The organism is Streptomyces sp. NPDC093094, from assembly GCF_044754345.1.
Lineage (GTDB): Bacteria > Actinomycetota > Actinomycetes > Streptomycetales > Streptomycetaceae > Streptomyces.
Window position 1 is genome coordinate 448630 of sequence record NZ_JBIVOX010000001.1, and the last position, 17302, is coordinate 465931.

General features: G+C 73.8%; 14 protein-coding genes. 8 read left to right on the forward strand and 6 right to left on the reverse strand.

Annotation, left to right across the window (positions count from 1 at the left end):
- Positions 1-309 precede the first annotated feature (309 nt).
- Positions 310-1149: a (2Fe-2S)-binding protein gene (locus ACIQGV_RS01615; protein ID WP_402488879.1), complete on the reverse strand. Its 840-nt coding sequence runs from the start codon at positions 1147-1149 to the stop codon at positions 310-312.
- A 167-nt stretch (positions 1150-1316) separates the two neighbouring features.
- Here ACIQGV_RS01615 and ACIQGV_RS01620 point away from each other — a divergent pair, with 167 nt between their 5' ends.
- On the forward strand, positions 1317-2102 hold the full coding sequence (locus ACIQGV_RS01620; protein ID WP_402488881.1) for a GntR family transcriptional regulator: 786 nt from the start codon (positions 1317-1319) through the stop codon (positions 2100-2102).
- An 84-nt stretch (positions 2103-2186) separates the two neighbouring features.
- On the opposite strand, the gene ACIQGV_RS01625 is transcribed toward ACIQGV_RS01620, so the two are convergent.
- Both ACIQGV_RS01625 and ACIQGV_RS01630 read right to left on the reverse strand, forming a co-directional pair.
- A complete protein-coding gene (locus tag ACIQGV_RS01625; protein WP_402488884.1) occupies positions 2187-2960 on the reverse strand; it encodes a hypothetical protein in 774 nt (257 codons plus the stop codon).
- A gap of 209 nt (positions 2961-3169) precedes the next feature.
- Positions 3170-4870 (reverse strand): PucR family transcriptional regulator, encoded by a 1701-nt coding sequence (locus tag ACIQGV_RS01630; protein WP_402488887.1) that lies wholly within the window; start codon positions 4868-4870, stop codon positions 3170-3172.
- 377 nt (positions 4871-5247) lie between these two features.
- Here ACIQGV_RS01630 and ACIQGV_RS01635 point away from each other — a divergent pair, with 377 nt between their 5' ends.
- The 5 genes from ACIQGV_RS01635 (at position 5248) to ACIQGV_RS01655 (ending at position 12028) form a co-directional block, all read left to right on the forward strand.
- Positions 5248-6138 (forward strand): FAD binding domain-containing protein, encoded by an 891-nt coding sequence (locus tag ACIQGV_RS01635; RefSeq protein WP_402488889.1) that lies wholly within the window; start codon positions 5248-5250, stop codon positions 6136-6138.
- Entirely contained in the window at positions 6138-6722 is a 585-nt protein-coding gene (locus ACIQGV_RS01640) for a (2Fe-2S)-binding protein (protein WP_402488892.1), read from the forward strand. Before ACIQGV_RS01635 ends, ACIQGV_RS01640 begins: the two co-directional genes overlap by 1 nt.
- Positions 6723-6727: 5 nt before the next feature.
- Positions 6728-9112: a xanthine dehydrogenase family protein molybdopterin-binding subunit gene (locus tag ACIQGV_RS01645; protein ID WP_402488895.1), complete on the forward strand. Its 2385-nt coding sequence runs from the start codon at positions 6728-6730 to the stop codon at positions 9110-9112.
- A gap of 215 nt (positions 9113-9327) precedes the next feature.
- Entirely contained in the window at positions 9328-10794 is a 1467-nt protein-coding gene (locus tag ACIQGV_RS01650) for an NCS2 family permease (protein WP_402488897.1), read from the forward strand.
- A gap of 82 nt (positions 10795-10876) precedes the next feature.
- Positions 10877-12028, forward strand: a complete 1152-nt coding sequence (locus ACIQGV_RS01655) for an XdhC family protein (protein ID WP_402488900.1) — start codon at positions 10877-10879, stop codon at positions 12026-12028.
- Between the two features lie 233 nt (positions 12029-12261).
- Here ACIQGV_RS01655 and ACIQGV_RS01660 read toward each other — a convergent pair whose 3' ends face one another.
- The 3 genes from ACIQGV_RS01660 to ACIQGV_RS01670 form a co-directional block, all read right to left on the reverse strand.
- Positions 12262-12702: an SRPBCC family protein gene (locus ACIQGV_RS01660; protein ID WP_402488902.1), complete on the reverse strand. Its 441-nt coding sequence runs from the start codon at positions 12700-12702 to the stop codon at positions 12262-12264.
- Positions 12703-12817: 115 nt separating this feature from the next.
- Complete coding sequence (locus ACIQGV_RS01665; protein ID WP_402488905.1) at positions 12818-13615, reverse strand: polysaccharide deacetylase family protein; 798 nt, start codon at positions 13613-13615, stop codon at positions 12818-12820.
- A 79-nt stretch (positions 13616-13694) separates the two neighbouring features.
- The gene (locus tag ACIQGV_RS01670) at positions 13695-14591 is read right to left on the reverse strand and encodes an EamA family transporter (protein WP_402488907.1); all 897 of its coding nucleotides are present in this window, start codon (positions 14589-14591) and stop codon (positions 13695-13697) included.
- Between the two features lie 68 nt (positions 14592-14659).
- On the opposite strand from ACIQGV_RS01670, the gene ACIQGV_RS01675 reads away from it, so the two are divergent.
- Positions 14660-15526: a LysR family transcriptional regulator gene (locus ACIQGV_RS01675; protein ID WP_402488910.1), complete on the forward strand. Its 867-nt coding sequence runs from the start codon at positions 14660-14662 to the stop codon at positions 15524-15526.
- Positions 15527-15998: 472 nt separating this feature from the next.
- Complete coding sequence (locus ACIQGV_RS01680) at positions 15999-17105, forward strand: winged helix DNA-binding domain-containing protein (RefSeq protein ID WP_402488913.1); 1107 nt, start codon at positions 15999-16001, stop codon at positions 17103-17105.
- The last annotated feature ends 197 nt before the right edge of the window (positions 17106-17302 follow it).

Consider the following 17302-nt stretch of genomic DNA (forward strand, 5'->3'; position numbering starts at 1 on the left):
GCCATAGTGGCCCAGACCCACCGGACCTCAGGGGGTTTCGGGGCAAGAGGCCGCCAACGAAGTGCAAAGGGGATGCCCGAGACGGCGTTCTGCTCGAACTGCCGCTTGAGGTGCGGGAGTTGAGTTCGAATAAGACTACCCGTACGGGTGGTTCATCGGAAAGTTCCCGCGACGGGTGAGGGGGATGTGAAAGAACCGTGATCGAGCCGGGGTGTCGCTCGCGGGTGATCTTAGTGCCCGCGCGCAGTTCCGCCACCCTCTTGTGAAGGATGGTCAGGATCCGCTTTCCGTAAGGCGGCTGAAGACCCGTCAGGCCGCCGCGGCGGCGGTCAGCCGGGTGATCCGGTCGGCGTCGCAGGTGCGCGGGCAGGTGGTGCAGGTGTCGTCCGGGCGCAGGGTGTAGAAGAGGCAGCAGCTGGCCCGGTCCCGGGTGGGCAGCGGCTCGCCGGCCGGTCCGGCCAGCTCGCGGAAGGCGGCCGAGCCGACGTAGGGCACCGTCGCGCCCGGCAGCAGCAGTCCCAGCTCGCGCCGGGCCCGCCGCTCCTCGCCCTCGCCGAGCCGGCCGGCGATGTACCAGACGCCCTCGACCACCTCGTCGGTGACCATGCCCCACAGGGCCCGGCCGCGCCGCCGCATGCGCGGGCCGAAGGCTCCGAGGAGCGGCTCCAGGTGCTCGGCCACCGCCGCGCGCACCTCGGCGCGCAGCGCCTCCTCGCCGGCCACCACGCGGGCGCCGGGCAGGGCCGCGGCCGGGTCGCCGGGCAGGCAGGCGAAGGAAGCCGTGCGGACGGCCATCCGGCCGGCGGTGCGGTCGTAGGAGACGTCCGTCACACGGTGCCGGGGCACCCGGCGGTGCAGGAACCACGGCACGGTGAACAGCAGACAGGCCGGCCAGGCGTACCGGTGCAGCCCGAAGCTCGCCACGACGTCCGGGCGGCCGGGCCGGCCGTAGTCCCGCAGGATCTGGTCGGCGTCCCAGGCCAGGAACTCCTCCAGGGCGTCACCGCCCGCCGCGAGCGAGGCCGCCGTGACCCAGCCGCCGCCTTCCGGGAGCGGCTGAGAGGCGGGCAGCTCGGTGACCGTCAGGCTCGGGCACGCCTCGGTGAGGCGGGCGTGGGCGTCCAGGAGGGCCGACGCGGGAGCAGACATGACGGGACCACCGATTTCACCGGGCGAGGGCAACGAGAGAAGGCAAGGCTTACCTTACTGTGTCCGTTCGAAGTTTGAACTGTCGGGCTGTACCCCTAAGGTGCTTGACGGGTGAGTGACAACCCGCCGTAATGACCCCAAGTGCCGACAAGCCCGGAGGAGGACCCGTGAAACAGGGCGCGCAGGACGCCGGCCAGGTCCCCCGGCAGCGCGGCACGGGCCCGGCCCGTGAGCGGGGCGCCGTCCCGGACGGCGTACGCGGCCCGTCCGCGGCCCGGGAGCGCTGTGCGGCCGACTCCGCCGTGCGGGGCGAGCACCCGCCCGCCGAGGCTCCCGTGCCGCACCCCCGGGCCGTCGTGCAGCGGTCCTCCGTGCGCGGCCAGATCCTCGACGCCCTGCGCACCGCGCTGGTCACCGGTGAGCTGGTCCCGGACGTCGTCTACTCGGCCCCGGCGCTCGGCGAACGGTTCGGCGTCTCCGCCACGCCCGTGCGCGAGGCCATGCAGCAGCTGGCCCAGGAGGGCGCGGTCGAGGTCGTCCCCAACCGAGGGTTCCGGGTCGTCCGGCGCGACGCCCGGGAACTGGCCGAGCTGGCCGAGGTCCGGGCACTGCTGGAGGCGCCCGTGCTGCTGCGGCTCGCCACGACGGTCCCCGCCGAGCGCTGGACCGAGCTGCGGCCCCTCGCCGAGGCCACCGTGCGCGCCGCGTCCTCCGGCTGCCGGGCGACCTACGCCGAGGCCGACCGCGCCTTCCACCGCGCCCTGCTCGGCCTCGCCGGCAACGAGCAGCTCGTCCGTATCGCCGACGACCTCCACCGCCGCGCCCAGTGGCCCCGCCCCGTCCGCGCGGAGCTGATGGCCGACGCCGCCCAGCACGCGGCCCTGCTGGACGCCCTGGCGCACCACGACACGGAGCGGATACGGGCACTGGTGGCGGAGCACTTCACCGCCTAGCCGACGGCACCGCCCGGACGGACTCCCACGGTCCGGACGGACACCGCGCCGCCCGGCCGGACAGCCCGCCCGGCCGGCCGGACGTCAGGCCGTCGCCGCCGGCGGGGTCAGCTGGCGGGCCAGCCAGGTCGGTACGCCGCCCAGCAGCCGGAACAGCCTGCGGGCCTCCTCGCGCAGCCGGGACGCCTCCGGCTCGCTCTCGGCGTCGGCGAGGGAGGCCAGGGCCGGGGCCGTACCGACCAGGTAGCCCAACTCCTCGCGCAGCCGCAGGGATTCGGTGAAGCCGTGCCGCGCCTCCGCCAACTCGCCCTCGCTGAGGGCCAGTCCGGCCAGATGGCGCCAGGTGGAGGACAGCAGCAGCGTGTCGGTGTGCGCGACGGCCCCCGCGTGGGCCCGCCGGAACGCGGCCCGCGCGGCCGGTGCCGAGCCGCTCAGGTTCTGCGCCACCAGGCCGCGCCGGTAGTCCAGCAGGGCCCGTTCCGCGGTGTCCGGCGGGATCAGCGCGGCCGCCCGGCCGAGCGCGGCCCGTGCCTCGTCGGCCCGGTCACGGACACCGAGCAGCGTGGCGGCGTACGCCAAGTGCCCCCGTTCACAAGCCGCCGCGCCCCGCTCCTCGTCGCTGTGCGCGAGCGCCTCGGCGAGCCGCAGGGCCTCCTCGGCGTCCTCCCAGCCCTGCTCGGTGTACAGACACCGCTCCACCAGCAGCGCGGCCCGCTGCAACGAGGCCGCCGCGGAGGCCGGTTGGAGCAGCGCGGCCGCGTCGGCCCAGCAGGCGCGCGAGCGCAGCCGCCATACCGCGGTCTGGAGTGGATCGTCACCGGCGGTCGTTCCGTAACCAGACATGGCGGTATACGCCACCTCGCCCTCCCCGAGCACGCCATCGAGCTGTTGAGTGGTGGCCGCATCTCAGCATGGATCACCCGGCCCGGCCAAGGGGGTGGGTGAAGGATTTCACAAAGTCGTGGGCCCCGGGGCCCGACGAGGTTTCGGCTCATCGGGACCCGGGGAACCACTGAGGCCCCGACCTGAGGGATTCCCGGGTCCCCGCCCCGGGAATCCCCGAGGTCTCAGCTCATCCGCAGGGCCAGGAAGAAGTCCAGCTTGTCCTCCAGGCGGGACAGGTCGCGGCTCGTCAACTGCTCGATGCGTCCGACGCGGTAGCGCAGCGTGTTGACATGGAGGTGGAGCCGCGAGGCGCAGCGGGTCCAGGAGCCGTCGCACGCCAGGAACGCCTCCAGGGTGGGGATCAGCTCGGCGCGGTGGCGGCGGTCGTAGTCGCGCAGCGGGTCCAGCAGCCGTGCGGTGAAGGCGCGCCGGACGTCGTCGGGCACGAACGGCAGCAGCAGCACGTGGGAGGCCAGTTCCTGGTGGCCGGCCGCGCACACCGGGCCGGGCCGGGCCGCCGCGACCCGGCGTGCGTGCCGTGCCTCCTCCAGCGCGCCCCGCAGGCCCTCCGCCGAGTGCACGGACGCGCTGACGCCGACCGTGACCCGTCCGTCGCCGTCGAGTCCGCCCGAGAGCGGCTCCCGTACGGCCGCCAGCAGCGCGTCGGCGAGGATCCCGGAACCGGAGCCGTCGGACTCGCCGCCGACCGCGGGGAGCGGCACCAGCGCGACGGCCTCGTCGCCGGTGTGGGCGACGGCGATGCGGTCGGAGGGCTCGGGGCCGGTGCTCAGCGGGTCGACCAGGATCTCCTCCAGGAGCGACTGCGCGACCGGACCGCCGTCCGGGTCCCCGCCCTCCCACTCGACGCGGGCCACGACCACCTGCCAGTGCGGCGCGGCCCCCAGCCCGGGCAGCAGCACCGGTGCCGCGACCCTGAGCCGGGCCGCGATCTCCGCGGGCGCCGCGCCCGACTGCACCAGCTCCAGGACCTCCTGGGCGAGACGGCGGCGGACCGTGCGGGCGGCGTCCCTGCGGTCCCGCTCGACCGCGATCAGCTGGGTGACCCCGTGCACCAGGTCCAGCCGCTCCTCGGGCCAGTCGCCGGCGTCCGCCTCGACGGCCAGCAGCCAGTCCGACAGCACGCTCTCGCGCACGTCACGCGCGGGCTGCGCGGGGCGTCCCGCGGCGGCCCCGCCCGGGCGGTGACCCCCGTTGCGGATCGGGAACAGGCTGTACGTCGCCCCGGCGGTCTGCACCCGGTGCGGGCCGCGCCGTCCGGTGCGCACGGCCGCCAGATGCTCGCCCGCGAGCTTCGCGCACACCTCGGCGGGCAGCGCCGGGCCCGCCGCCTTGGGGCCCGAGATCAGACGGCCGGCCGGGGACAGCACCCAGGCCCGCAGATCCAGGTCGGAGCCGAGCAGGTCCAGGACGACGTCCGGGCCGCCGCCCGCCGGGCCGGAGGTCATCATCCGCCGGTGCCGGTCCACCACCGCCGCGAGGTCCCCGGCGCGCTCGCCGCTGACCTGCCGTACGACATGCTCGGTGATCGTCGCGAAGGCCACCGACTCGTGCACCGCGAACAGCGGCAGCCGGTGCCGGGCGCAGGCCAGGACCAGGTCCTCCGGCACGTCCCCCAGCTCGGCCTCGCCGGCCGCGAGCGCGGCCACGCCGGCCTGCGCGAGGATCCGCACGAAGGGCTCCGCGTCGTCGGCGTCCCGGCGCCAGGCCAGGCCCGTCAGGACCAGTTCGCCGCCCGACAGATAGCGGCTGGGGTCCTTCAGGTCGGTCGTCATGACCCCGCGCACGGTGCGGTCCAGCTCGTCCTCGCCGCCGAGCAGCCTGAGGCCCAGCGCGTCGGTGTCCAGCAGTGCGCGCAGCCGCATTCTCGTCGCCGCCGTTCTTTGTCTAGAAAACTACGATGAATCTTGAGGGGTCGAGCCGGGCCGGGCCCGTCCGGCGGTCGGACCGCCGTGCTCGCCGTCGCCGGACCGTCGGTCCGGACCGTGTCCCAGGTCACATGGGCTGTGTCTCACGTTTCCACAGGAGAACGGGGAGGTTGCCGATGCCCTCCGTTCATACGAATCTACAAGATGGTCTCCCTGGCCAGCCAACTCCTTCATGGTTTCGGTGACTGACCCGACCGGACGACTGCGCTGTGTACTGACCCCACTCCGCGTTAACAGGACATGAACGAGCCGGGCCCGCCGCACACGGATTGGCTCAATCTGGACGACCCACGAGACGAAGAAGAGAGCCGGTCATGGACTTCCTTCGCCCCGCCAGCTGGGAGGAGGCGCTCGCCGCGAAGGCAGAGCACCCCACCGCTGTGCCGATTGCGGGTGGCACCGATGTGATGGTCGAGATCAACTTCGACCACCGCCGGCCCGAGTACCTCCTGGACCTCAACCGCATCGGCGACCTCTGCGAATGGGAGGTCGGCGAGGAGAGCGTGCGGCTGGGCGCCTCGGTCCCGTACACCAGGATCATGGAAAATCTCCGTGCCGAGCTGCCGGGCCTGGCGCTCGCCTCGCACACGGTCGCCTCCCCGCAGATCCGCAACCGCGGCGGCGTCGGCGGCAACCTCGGCACGGCCTCGCCCGCCGGTGACGCCCACCCGGCCCTGCTGGCCGCGGGCGCCGAGGTGGAGGCCGAGTCCGTACGGGGCTCCCGGCTCATCCCGATCGACGCGTTCTACACCGGCGTCAAGCGCAACGCACTGGCCCCGGACGAGCTGATCCGGGCCGTCCACGTGAAGAAGGCGGACGGCCCCCAGCAGTACTCCAAGGTCGGCACCCGCAACGCCATGGTCATCGCCGTGTGCGCCTTCGGCCTGGCCCTGCACCCCTCGACGAGGACCGTCCGCACCGGCATCGGTTCGGCCGCGCCCACCCCCGTGCGGGCCGAGGCGGCCGAGGAGTTCCTGAACGCGGCGCTGGAGGACGGCGGCTTCTGGGACAACGGCAGGATCATCACCCCGTCGGTCGCCAAGCAGTTCGCGGAGCTGTGCTCCGGCGCCTGCAACCCGATCGACGACGTCCGGGGCACCGCGAGCTACCGCCGCCACGCGGTCGGCGTCATGGCCCGCCGGACGCTCACCTGGACCTGGGAGTCGTACCGCGGCACCCGCCGCCTCTCGGAGGGAGCTGCGTAATGCGCGTCAACTTCACCGTCAACGGACGCCCGCAGGAGGCCGACGACGTCTGGGAGGGCGAGAGCCTGCTCTACGTCCTGCGCGAGCGCCTCGGCCTGCCCGGCTCCAAGAACGCCTGCGAGCAGGGCGAGTGCGGCTCCTGCACGGTCCGTCTCGACGGCGTGCCGGTCTGCTCCTGCCTGGTCGCGGCCGGCCAGGCCGAGGGCCGCGAGGTCGTCACCGTGGAGGGCCTCGCCGACTTCGCCAGGCAGCGCGCCGAGCACGGCGGCTGCGCGACCGGCGCCTGCGGCACCTCGCTCCAGGACGCCCGGCAGTGGAGCGCCGGGGGCACCGACTCGCAGACCGGCGAGGGCGGGGAACTCTCCCCGGTCCAGCAGGCGTTCATCGACGCCGGCGCCGTCCAGTGCGGCTTCTGCACCCCCGGTCTGCTCGTCGCCGCCGACGAGATGCTGGAGCACAACCCCAACCCGACCGACGCGGACATCCGCGAGGCGCTGTCGGGCAACCTGTGCCGCTGCACGGGCTACGAGAAGATCATGGACGCGGTCCGCCTCGCGGCCGCCCGGCAGTCCGAGGGAGTCTGACCACCATGCCGACCAACGGCGCTCCCACGAAGATCACGCAGGGCTCCCCGACCAAGGGCGGCATCGGCGAGTCCACGCTCCGCCCCGACGGCACCCTCAAGGTCACCGGCGAGTTCGCGTACTCGTCCGACATGTGGCACGAGGACATGCTCTGGGGCCAGATCCTGCGCTCCACCGTCGCCCACGCCGAGATCGTCTCCATCGACACCGGCGAGGCCCTCGCCGTGCCGGGCGTGTACGCCGTCATGACGTACGACGACCTGCCCACCGAGGTGAGGAACTACGGCCTGGAGATCCAGGACACCCCGGTCCTCGCCCACGGCAAGGTGCGCCACCACGGCGAGCCGGTCGCGATCGTCGCCGCCGACCACCCGGAGACGGCCCGCCGCGCCGCCGCCAAGATCAAGGTCGAGTACCGCGAGCTGCCCGTCGTCACCGACGAGGCGTCCGCCACCGCCCCCGACGCGATCCTGGTCCACGAGGGCCGGGACGACCACCACGCCGGCCACGTCCCGCACCCCAACATCGTCCACCGCCAGCCCATCGTCCGCGGCGACGCCGACGAGGCCGCGAGGCGGGCCGATGTGATCGTCACGGGCGACTACACCTTCGGCATGCAGGACCAGGCGTTCCTCGGCCCCGAGTCCGGCCTCGCCGTGCCCGAGGAGGACGGCGGCGTCCACCTCTACATCGCCACCCAGTGGCTCCACTCCGACCTGCGCCAGATCGCGCCCGTCCTCGGCCTGCCCGAGGAGAAGGTGCGCATGACGCTGGCCGGTGTCGGCGGCGCGTTCGGCGGCCGCGAGGACCTGTCGATGCAGATCCACGCCTGTCTGCTGGCCCTGCGCACCGGCAAGCCCGTCAAGATCGTCTACAACCGCTTCGAGTCGTTCTTCGGCCACGTCCACCGTCACCCGGCGAAGCTCCACTACGAGCACGGCGCGACCAGGGACGGCAAGCTCACCCACATGAAGTGCCGGATCGTCCTGGACGGCGGCGCCTACGCCTCCGCCTCCCCGGCCGTCGTCGGCAACGCCTCCTCCCTCTCGGTCGGCCCGTACGTCGTCGAGGACGTCGACATCGAGGCCGTCGCCCTCTACACCAACAACCCGCCCTGCGGCGCGATGCGCGGCTTCGGCGCGGTCCAGGCGTGCTTCGCCTACGAGGCGCAGATGGACAAGCTGGCGAAGGAACTGGGCATGGACCCGGTGGAGTTCCGGCAGCTCAACGCCATGGAGCAGGGCACGCTCCTGCCGACCGGGCAGCCCGTCGACTCCCCGGCCCCGGTCGCCGAACTCCTGCGCCGGGTCAAGGCGATGCCGCTGCCGCCCGAGCGCCAGTGGGAGTCCAGCGAGGGCGCGGACGTACGGCAGCTGCCGGGCGGTCTGTCCAACACCACGCACGGCGAGGGCGTCGTCCGCGGGATCGGCTACGCCGTCGGCATCAAGAACGTCGGCTTCTCCGAGGGCTTCGACGACTACTCCACCGCCAGGGTGCGCATGGAGGTCGTCGGCGGCGAGCCCGTCGCCACCGTGCACACCGCCATGGCGGAGGTCGGCCAGGGCGGTGTCACCGTCCACGCGCAGATCGCCCGCACCGAGCTGGGCGTCGCCCGGGTGACCATCCACCCGGCCGACACCCAGGTGGGCTCGGCGGGTTCGACCTCGGCCTCCCGGCAGACGTACGTCACCGGCGGCGCCGTGAAGAACGCCTGCGAGCTGGTGCGCGAGCGGGTCCTGGAGATCGGCCGCCGCAGGTTCGGCTCCTTCCACCCGGCCTGGGCGACGGCGGAGCTGCTCCTGGAGGGCGGCAAGGTCGTCACCGACGGCGGCGAGGTCCTCGCCGACCTCGTCGACGTGCTGGAGGACGAGGCCGTCGAGGTCGAGGAGGAGTGGCGGCACCGGCCGACCGAGCCCTTCGACCTGCGCACCGGCCAGGGCAACGGCCATGTCCAGTACTCCTTCGCCGCGCACCGCGCGGTCGTCGAGGTCGACACCGAGCTCGGCCTGGTGAAGGTGGTCGAACTGGCCTGCGCCCAGGACGTCGGCAAGGCGCTCAACCCGCTGTCCGTCATCGGCCAGATCCAGGGCGGCACCACCCAGGGCCTCGGCGTCGCGGTGATGGAGGAGATCATCGTCGACCCGAGGACGGCGAAGGTCAGGAACCCCTCCTTCACGGACTATCTGATCCCCACCATCCTCGACACGCCGACCATCCCGGTCGACGTGCTCGAACTCGCCGACGACCACGCCCCGTACGGGCTGCGCGGCATCGGCGAGGCGCCCACCCTGTCGTCGACACCGGCCGTCCTCGCGGCGATCCGCAGCGCGACCGGGCTGGAGCTCGACCGCACGCCCGTGCGGCCCGAGCACCTCACGGGCACCGCGTAACACCCGAACTCTCCGGGCGGCGCAGGGAACGTCACACACTCCGCCGCGCCGCCCGGAGCAGCCGGCCGCCGCACCGCTCGCGGCGGCCGGAAGAACAGACCGATCGTTCGCCTCGGGCCGTCCCCCGGGTCGTGCGGCCGCACCACCTTCCCAAATCCCGCAGCCGCACAAGCGGTTGACACGGGTGCCCCTTTGAACCTTGGGAGCAGGCCCACATGACCCAGCAGTCACTGGAGCCCAAGACCGTCGCGGAGGACTCGGGCCGAGGAACCCGAGTCCCGGCCGGACGCGCTTGGCTCGACCGGTACTTCCACATATCCCAGCGGGGATCCACGGTCGCGCGTGAAGTGCGCGGCGGCGTCACCACCTTCATGGCGATGGCGTACATCCTCCTGCTCAACCCCCTGATCCTGTCCGGCGAGGACGCGGCCGGGGACACCCTCGGCCAGAAGGCCCTGATCACCGCGACGGCCTTCGCCGCCGCCCTCACCACGCTGCTGATGGGCTTCGTCGGCAAGGTGCCGCTGGCGCTCGCCGCCGGCCTCTCCGTCTCCGGCGTGCTCGCCTCGCAGGTCGCGCCCCAGATGACCTGGCCGCAGGCGATGGGCATGTGCGTGATGTACGGCGTGGTCATCATGCTGCTGGTCGTCACCGGCCTGCGCGAGATGATCATGAACGCGATCCCGCTCGCCCTCAAGCACGCGATCACCATGGGCATCGGCCTGTTCATCGCGCTGATCGGCCTGGTGAAGGCCGGCTTCGTGCACGAGAACCCGGCGCCCGGCGGCGGCCCCGTGCTGCTCGGCCCCACGGGGGAACTCGCGGGCTGGCCGGTGCTGTTGTTCTCCGTCACGCTGCTGGCCGTCTTCATGCTCCAGGCGCGCGGCGTCCCCGGCGCCATCCTCATCGGCATCGTGGGCGGCACCCTGCTCGCCGTGGTCCTCAACCTCACCGGGGTCGTCGACCCGGAGCAGTGGGCGTCCGGCGCCCCCGAACTGCACGGCAGCGCGGTCTCGATGCCCGACTTCTCGGTCTTCGGCCATGTCGAGTTCGGCGGCTGGGGCGAGGTCGGCGCGATGACCGTCGGCATGATCGTCTTCACCCTGGTGCTGGCCGGCTTCTTCGACGCGATGGCCACCATCATCGGCGTCGGCACCGAGGCCGGGCTCGCCGACGAACGGGGCCGTATGCCGGGCCTGTCCAAGGCGCTGTTCATCGACGGCGCGGGCGGCGCGATCGGCGGTGTGTCCGGAGCCTCCGGCCAGACCGTGTTCGTCGAGTCCGCCACCGGCGTCGGCGAGGGCGCCCGCACGGGCCTGGCCTCCGTGGTCACCGGCCTGTTCTTCGCGGCCTGTCTGTTCTTCACCCCGCTCACCGCGATCGTGCCCGGCGAGGTCGCCGCGGCCGCCCTGGTGGTCATCGGTGCCATGATGATGATGAACGCCCGTCATGTGGACTGGTCCGACCGGGCCACCGCGATCCCGGTGTTCCTCACGGTCGTGCTGATGCCGTTCACCTACACCATCACCACGGGTGTGGCGGCCGGCGTCATCGCCTACGTCGCCATCAGGATCGCCCAGGGCAAGGCCCGTGAGGTCGGCGCGTTCATGTGGGGTCTGACCGGGATCTTCCTCGTCTATTTCGCCCTCAGTCCGATCGAGGGCTGGCTGGGCGTCCACTGACGGACCGCGGCCGTCCGGGCACCCCACTTGCCCGGGCCACCGCCCCGCACCTTCCCACCGACGCTGTTAAGGAGACCGAGACATGCTGGACATCGCCGAGGAGCTGAACCGGTGGGTCGAGCAGGGCCGTGACTTCGCCGTCGCCACCGTGGTGGCCGTCGGCGGCAGCGCACCCCGCCAGCCCGGCGCCGCCCTCGCGGTGGACACCGACGGCACGGCGGTCGGCTCGGTCTCCGGCGGATGTGTGGAGGGCGCGGTGTACGAGCTGTGCCGGCAGGCGCTCCAGGACGGCGAGTCCGTCCTGGAGCGCTTCGGCTACAGCGACGACGACGCCTTCGCCGTGGGGCTGACCTGCGGCGGCGTCATCGACATCCTGGTCACACCGGTCCGGGCGGGGGACGCCGTCCGGCCGGTGGCCGCGACCGCGCTCACCGCCGCCGCGAGAGGGGAGGCGGCGGCGGTGGCGCGGATCGTGTCCGGCCCGGCCGAGCTCATGGGCCGGGCCCTGCTGGTCCGTCCCGACGGCTCCTTCGACGGCGGCTTCGGCGGCCGTCCGGAGCTGGACCGCACGGTCGCGGCGGAGGCGGGCGCCTTCCTCGACGCCGGCCGCACCGGCACCCTGGAGATCGGTGAGCAGGGCTCGCGCTGCGGAGCACCGCTCACGCTGCTGGTCGAGTCCAGCGTCCCCGCGCCCCGCATGATCGTCTTCGGTGCCATCGACTTCGCCTCCGCGCTGGTCCGCGTCGGCACCTTCCTCGGCTACCGCGTCACGGTGTGCGACGCCCGGCCCGTCTTCGCCACCCGCGCCCGTTTCCCGGAGGCGGACGAGGTCGTCGTCGAGTGGCCGCACCGGTACCTGGAGCGCACCGACGTCGACGGCCGTACCGTCCTGTGCGTCCTCACCCATGACGCCAAGTTCGACATCCCGCTGCTGGAGCTCGCGCTGCGGCTGCCGGTGGCGTACGTCGGCGCGATGGGTTCGCGCCGCACCCACCTGGACCGCGCCGGACGACTGCGCGAGGCCGGTGTCACCGAGCTGGAACTGGCCCGTCTGCGCTCCCCGATCGGGCTGGACCTCGGCGCCCGCACACCCGAGGAGACGGCCCTGTCCATCGGCGCGGAGATCGTCGCGAACCGGCGGGGCGGCAGCGGGGTCCCGCTCACCGGGGCGCACACACCGATCCACCGCGACCTCGCGTCCGCACCGTCCGGGCGGATCGGCTCGGTGGCGTGAGCGGGCCCTCCCGGCCGGCGCCGCGGCCGGGGGCCTCCGCGTGGTGACGGGGCCGGGCCCCTCCGCGCGGCGGCGTGACCGGGGCCGCCCGGCCGGCGGTGCGCCCGGACCTGCCCGGCCGGCCGTGTGTTCAGGCCCGTCTCACCGAGAGCGTGCCCGGACCTGCCCGGTCGGCGGTGTGTTCAGGCCGTCTCACCGAGGGCGTGCCTGGTCCTGCCCGGCCGGCGGTGCGCTCATGCCTTTCTCAGCAGCCGGTTGACCGCCCGGCCGAAGACCGCGCGGCCCGCGGCGCCGAGCAGCGGGTCGAGGACGCCCGGCAGGAACCGCACGTGCAGTTCCTCGCGCCACAGCACGCGGGTCCGTCCGCCGGGGCCCGGCAGCACCTCGATCTCGGCCCAGCCCCGCACCACCCGGCCGCGCTTCTCCAGCCGGCACAGCCCCGGCCCGTCGTCCGCGGGGGGCCGCCACACGGTGACCTCCATCCGGTCGTCGAAGGCCAGCGGTCCGACACCGGTACGCGCCACCACGACCGTGCCCCGCCGGGTGGGCGGGGCCGGAGCCGTCGTGACCCGGGTCAGCGGGACCACGTCGCCGTGCCGGGGCCACTCGGTGAGCCGGCGCCACGCCTCGTCGAGGGGGAGGGGCACCGTGCGCTGAAGGACGAAGAGAGCCACGTGACGATCCTAGGGACCGCGCGCCCGGGCCGAGGCGTGGTGCCCGAGGTGCACCCTCTGGTGCCGTGCCGTGCCGTGCGCCGCGACATCGCCGCGGAGATCCGTCAGAAGGGCCCTAGCGGTACACCTTTCCGGGCTCGGCCCTTCCGGGGGCCAGCAGCTGAGGGACCGTCACAAAGACGTAGCCGCGTTCCTTGAGGTCCTTGATGATGCCGGGGACGGCCGGGACGGTGCCGGGGTAGAGGTCGTGCAGCAGGATGATCCCGTCCCGGGACGCCTGCTCCAGGACGCGTTCGCGGATGAGCGCGGAGTCGTTCGTCCGGTAGTCCTTGGCGGTCACGCTCCACAGGACCTCCGCCAGGCCCAGCTCGCGGCATATCTCGTGCACGGTGTCGTCGGTGCGGCCCTGAGGGGGGCGCATCAGGGTCGGGGTGCGGCCCGTGAGCCGCCGTATCTCCTCGTTGGGGCGGCGCAGTTCCTCGCGTATCTCGTCCGGGCCCAGCTCGGTGAGGATGCGGTGGTCCCAGGTGTGGCTGGCCAGCTCGTGGCCCTCGTCGGCCATCCGCCGCACCAGCTCCGGGTAGGTGTCGATGTGCCGTCTGCCCAGCAGGAAGAAGGTCGCCGGGACCTGTTCCCGCTTCAGGATGTCCAGCAGCCGCGGGGAGTTCTCGCTGGGCCCCGCGTCGAAGGTGAGCGCGATGCACCTGGCCTCGCGGCAGTCGACGGTGCCGAACCGCGCCGGTGCGCCGGCCGCGGTCCGGGCGCGCTCGCTGCTCGGCGCGGTCGTCTCCAGGGTCGTGCATCCCGTCAGCGCGAGCGTGAGCGCGGTGATCGCGCCGATCGCGGCGGTACGGAACCCGGTCCCCGTGTTCTTCATCTTCCGGGTCGGAAGCTTCTTGGTCAGAGAAGGCATGCGGGGACTATACACACAGTATATATACGCAGTGTATAGCGGTTTGACGTGCGCTTTCTCGTCCGGAAAGGGGGGCGGATCAACCCCGCCGGACCGCCATGCCGACCGCGTTCGCCGTCACCACGGCCCCCACGCCCGCCCACTCCGCCGGCCCCAGCCGCTGCCCCAGGACGACCAGTCCGACCAGCGCGGCCAGCACCGGGTTGACGCTCATGAACAGCCCGAAGACCTGGGGCGGCACCCGCCGCAGGGTGAACAGGTCCGCGAGATACGGCACCGCCGACGACAGCACCCCGGCCGCCACCGCGTACCCCATCGCCCCCGCCGTCGGCGGACGCGCGATCGCGACGGCCGCGCCGACGGGCAGGAACAGCCCGGCCGACACCACGGCCGCGGCCGCCGCGCCCCGCGCACCCGGGATCCGCTCCCCGACGGTGCGGTTGAGCAGGATGTACGAGGCCCAGCACACGGCCGCCAGGAGCCCGAGCCCCATCCCCAGATAGTCGGCCGACGGCCGCGGCCGCATCAGCGTGACGACACCCGCGGCGGCGACGAGCGCGCAACAGGCGTCCACCCGGCGGCGGGCCCCGGCGAGCGCGAGCGCGAGCGGTCCGAGGAACTCCAGCGTGACGGCGAGTCCGAGACCGATCCGGTCCACCGCGGTGTACAGCGACAGGTTCATCGTCCCGAACACCAGCGCCAGCAGCAGCACCGGCCGCCACTGCCGGCCCGTCAGCGAACGCAGCCGGGGCCGGGCCACGGCCGACAGCACGGCCGCGGCGACGTACTGCCGGGTCGCGACGACACCGACGGGGCCGACGACCGGGAAGGCGAGCGCGCCGAGCGCGGCACCGACCTGGTTCGACAGCCCGCTGCCGAGCATGGCGGCGACACCGAGGAGGCGGCCCGGCCGGGACGGGGCGGAGGCGACGGAGCCGGTGGCGGCTGCCGCGGGACTTTCGGACACGGCTGGCATGCTCAGAGCGTGCGACCGGCGTCCGCATGCGCAAAATGCAAGGGCGGCTCGATCTATACGCTGGACGCATGGATGTGGAGCTGCGTCATCTGCGCTGTCTCGTCGCGATCGCCGACGAGGGCACCTTCACCGACGCCGCCCTCGCCCTGGGGGTCTCCCAGGCGGCCGTCTCACGCACCCTCGCCGCGCTGGAGGACGCCCTCGGGACCCGGCTGCTGCGGCGCACCTCCCGGTCGGTGACGCCCACCGGGGCCGGGCAGCGCGTCCTCGCCCACGCGCGGCGGGTGCTGGCCGAGGTGGACGACCTGGTGCGCGAGGCGGCCCAGGGCGCGCAGCGGCTGCGGATCGGCTACGCCTGGGCCGCGCTCGGCCGGCACACCCTCGCCTTCCAGCGCCGCTGGAGCGCCGCCCACCCCGCGACCGAACTCCAGCTCGTCCGCGTCAACTCCGCCACGGCCGGCCTCGCCGAGGGCAGCAGCGACCTCGCCGTGGTGCGGCGGACCGTGGACGACCGCCGCTTCGACAGCGCCGTCGTCGGCCTGGAGCGCCGGCTGTGCGCCCTGGCCGCCGACGATCCCCTCGCCCGGCGCCGCTCCGTCCGGCTCGCCGACCTCAGCGGGCGCACGTTCCTCGTCGACCGGCGCACCGGCACGACCACGCCCGAGCTGTGGCCGGCGGAGTCCCGTCCGGCCACCGAGGACACCCATGACGTCGACGACTGGCTCACCGTCATCGCCGCCGGCCGCCGTGTCGGCATGACCGCCGAGTCCACCGCGCACCAGTACCGCCGCCCGGGCGTCGTCTACCGCCCGGTCCGCGACGCGGCCCCGGTCGCCGTCCGTCTCGCCTGGTGGCGCGACGACCCCCACCCCGCGACCGCCCGGGTCGTCGAACTCCTCACGGATCTGTACCGCGACGCGGACCGGCGGGCCTAGGGGCCCTCTGACGGATCTCCGTGGGAGCAGGAGCGGCGTTTGGTGCGTGCGACCGGCGTGCGGTGCGGAGGGTCGTGCGGCGGAGCCACCCGGCCCTTCGCGCCGTGCGGCCGGGGGTGCCTCCCACGCCCTTGAGGCGGTGGGGGAGGGCGTGCCGGGCCTCGCGACGCCGCGGAGATCCGTCAGAAAGGCCCTAGGGCTGGGTCCGAGGGGGCTGCGGGTCCGGGGGTCTGAGGGGGTCGCTGTCCGGGGCCTGAGGGCGCCGGGCGACGCGGACCGGGGCGCGCCGACGTCGCGGGATCCGGCCCGCGCTGCCCCTCCCGCAGGGGCACCCGGTCCGTCCCGGGAGAGTGAGGCCCGTCCGGAAGGGCGCGGCCCGTCCCGGGAGAGCGAGGCCCGTCCGGGAGAGCGCGGCCCGTCCCGGAGCCGAATGAGGACAGAAGTCGTCCGCAAGCCCCGCTACCGTGCGCGTATGACGAAGACGACGTCCTCGACGGCCCCCGTGCTCGGCACCCGCGCCCTCAACCGCGCCACCCTGGAGAGGCAGCTGCTGCTGCGCCGGGCGCGGATGTCCGCGGCCGCGGCGGTGGAGCATCTCGTGGGGCTCCAGGCCCAGGAGGTCAAGCCGCCGTACCACGCGCTCGCCGCGCGGCTGGAGGGCTTCGCGCCCGAGGAGCTGTCCGCGCTGCTGGAGAGCCGTGCGGCCGTACGGATCGTCACCATGCGCTCGACGATCCATCTCCACACCGCCGACGACGCCCTGACCCTGCGTCCGCTGGTGCAGCCCGCCCGGGACCGGGAGATCGGCTACTTCCGCAAGGGCCTGGCGGGAGTGGACCTGGAGCGGCTCGCCGCTCTCGCACGGGAGTTCGTGGAGGCCGAGCCGCGCACCATGAAGCAGCTGCGCGAGACGCTCGGCGCCGAGTGGCCGGACGCCGACCCGCAGTCCCTGGCCGTCGCCGCCCGCTGCACGCTCCCCCTGGTCCAGGTCACCCCGCGCGGGCTGTGGGGCCGCAGCGCCCAGGTCTCCCTCACCACCGCCGAGCACTGGCTGGACCGCCCCGCCGAGCCCGCCGCGTCCGCCGACGCCACCGTCCTGCGCTACCTCGCCGCCTTCGGTCCGGCCTCGGTGAAGGACATGCAGACCTGGTCGGGCCTGACGCGGATGCGCCCCGTCTTCGAACGGCTCCGCCCCCGGCTGCTCACCTTCCGCGACGACAGCGGCACCGAGCTCTTCGACCTGCCCGAGGCCCCGCGCCCCGACCCGGACACCCCGGCCCCGCCGCGCTTCCTGCCCGAGTTCGACAACCTGCTGCTCTCGCACGCCGACCGCACCCGGGTGATCCCGCCCGCGAACAAGGGCCGCACCTGGCAGGCCAACACCTTCTACTGCCCGCTCCTCGTCGACGGCTTCCTCGCGGGCGTCTGGCGGATCATCGACGACGCCCTCGTCGTCGAGCCGTTCGGCACACTCACCCGGGCCCTGCGCGCCGAGGTGGCCGAGGAGGGCGCGCGGATGCTCGCCACGCTCCGTCAGGACACGTCGTACGACGTCCGGTTCGGGACCGTCATCGGGTGAGCGGACGGGGCCGTCCGTGCGGGCCGGCGGGGCCGCCCGGGCGGACGGACATGGAAAGGGGGCGTTGGGGGGCGCGGCGGGGGGGGCCCCCCCCCCCCCGGGCCCCCCCCCGGGGGGGTAAAAGGAGTGCCGTCGGGGGCCGAGGGGTACGTGGCGGGGACCAAGCGGGCGGAATCCCCCAGCCCGGGGTAGAAGCC

Excerpts from the sequence above, each read along its gene's own strand:
- ACIQGV_RS01655 (WP_402488900.1), top strand. The coding sequence starts at position 10,877 with ATGCTGGACATCGCCGAGGAGCTGAACCGGTGGGTCGAGCAGGGCCGT.
- ACIQGV_RS01640 (WP_402488892.1), top strand. The coding sequence starts at position 6,138 with ATGCGCGTCAACTTCACCGTCAACGGACGCCCGCAGGAGGCCGACGAC.
- ACIQGV_RS01645 (WP_402488895.1), top strand. The coding sequence starts at position 6,728 with ATGCCGACCAACGGCGCTCCCACGAAGATCACGCAGGGCTCCCCGACC.
- ACIQGV_RS01670 (WP_402488907.1), bottom strand. The coding sequence starts at position 14,591 with ATGCCAGCCGTGTCCGAAAGTCCCGCGGCAGCCGCCACCGGCTCCGTC.
- ACIQGV_RS01650 (WP_402488897.1), top strand. The coding sequence starts at position 9,328 with ATGACCCAGCAGTCACTGGAGCCCAAGACCGTCGCGGAGGACTCGGGC.
- ACIQGV_RS01630 (WP_402488887.1), bottom strand. The coding sequence starts at position 4,870 with ATGCGGCTGCGCGCACTGCTGGACACCGACGCGCTGGGCCTCAGGCTG.
- ACIQGV_RS01615 (WP_402488879.1), bottom strand. The coding sequence starts at position 1,149 with ATGTCTGCTCCCGCGTCGGCCCTCCTGGACGCCCACGCCCGCCTCACC.
- ACIQGV_RS01675 (WP_402488910.1), top strand. The coding sequence starts at position 14,660 with ATGGATGTGGAGCTGCGTCATCTGCGCTGTCTCGTCGCGATCGCCGAC.
- ACIQGV_RS01680 (WP_402488913.1), top strand. The coding sequence starts at position 15,999 with ATGACGAAGACGACGTCCTCGACGGCCCCCGTGCTCGGCACCCGCGCC.
- ACIQGV_RS01635 (WP_402488889.1), top strand. The coding sequence starts at position 5,248 with ATGGACTTCCTTCGCCCCGCCAGCTGGGAGGAGGCGCTCGCCGCGAAG.
- ACIQGV_RS01665 (WP_402488905.1), bottom strand. The coding sequence starts at position 13,615 with ATGCCTTCTCTGACCAAGAAGCTTCCGACCCGGAAGATGAAGAACACG.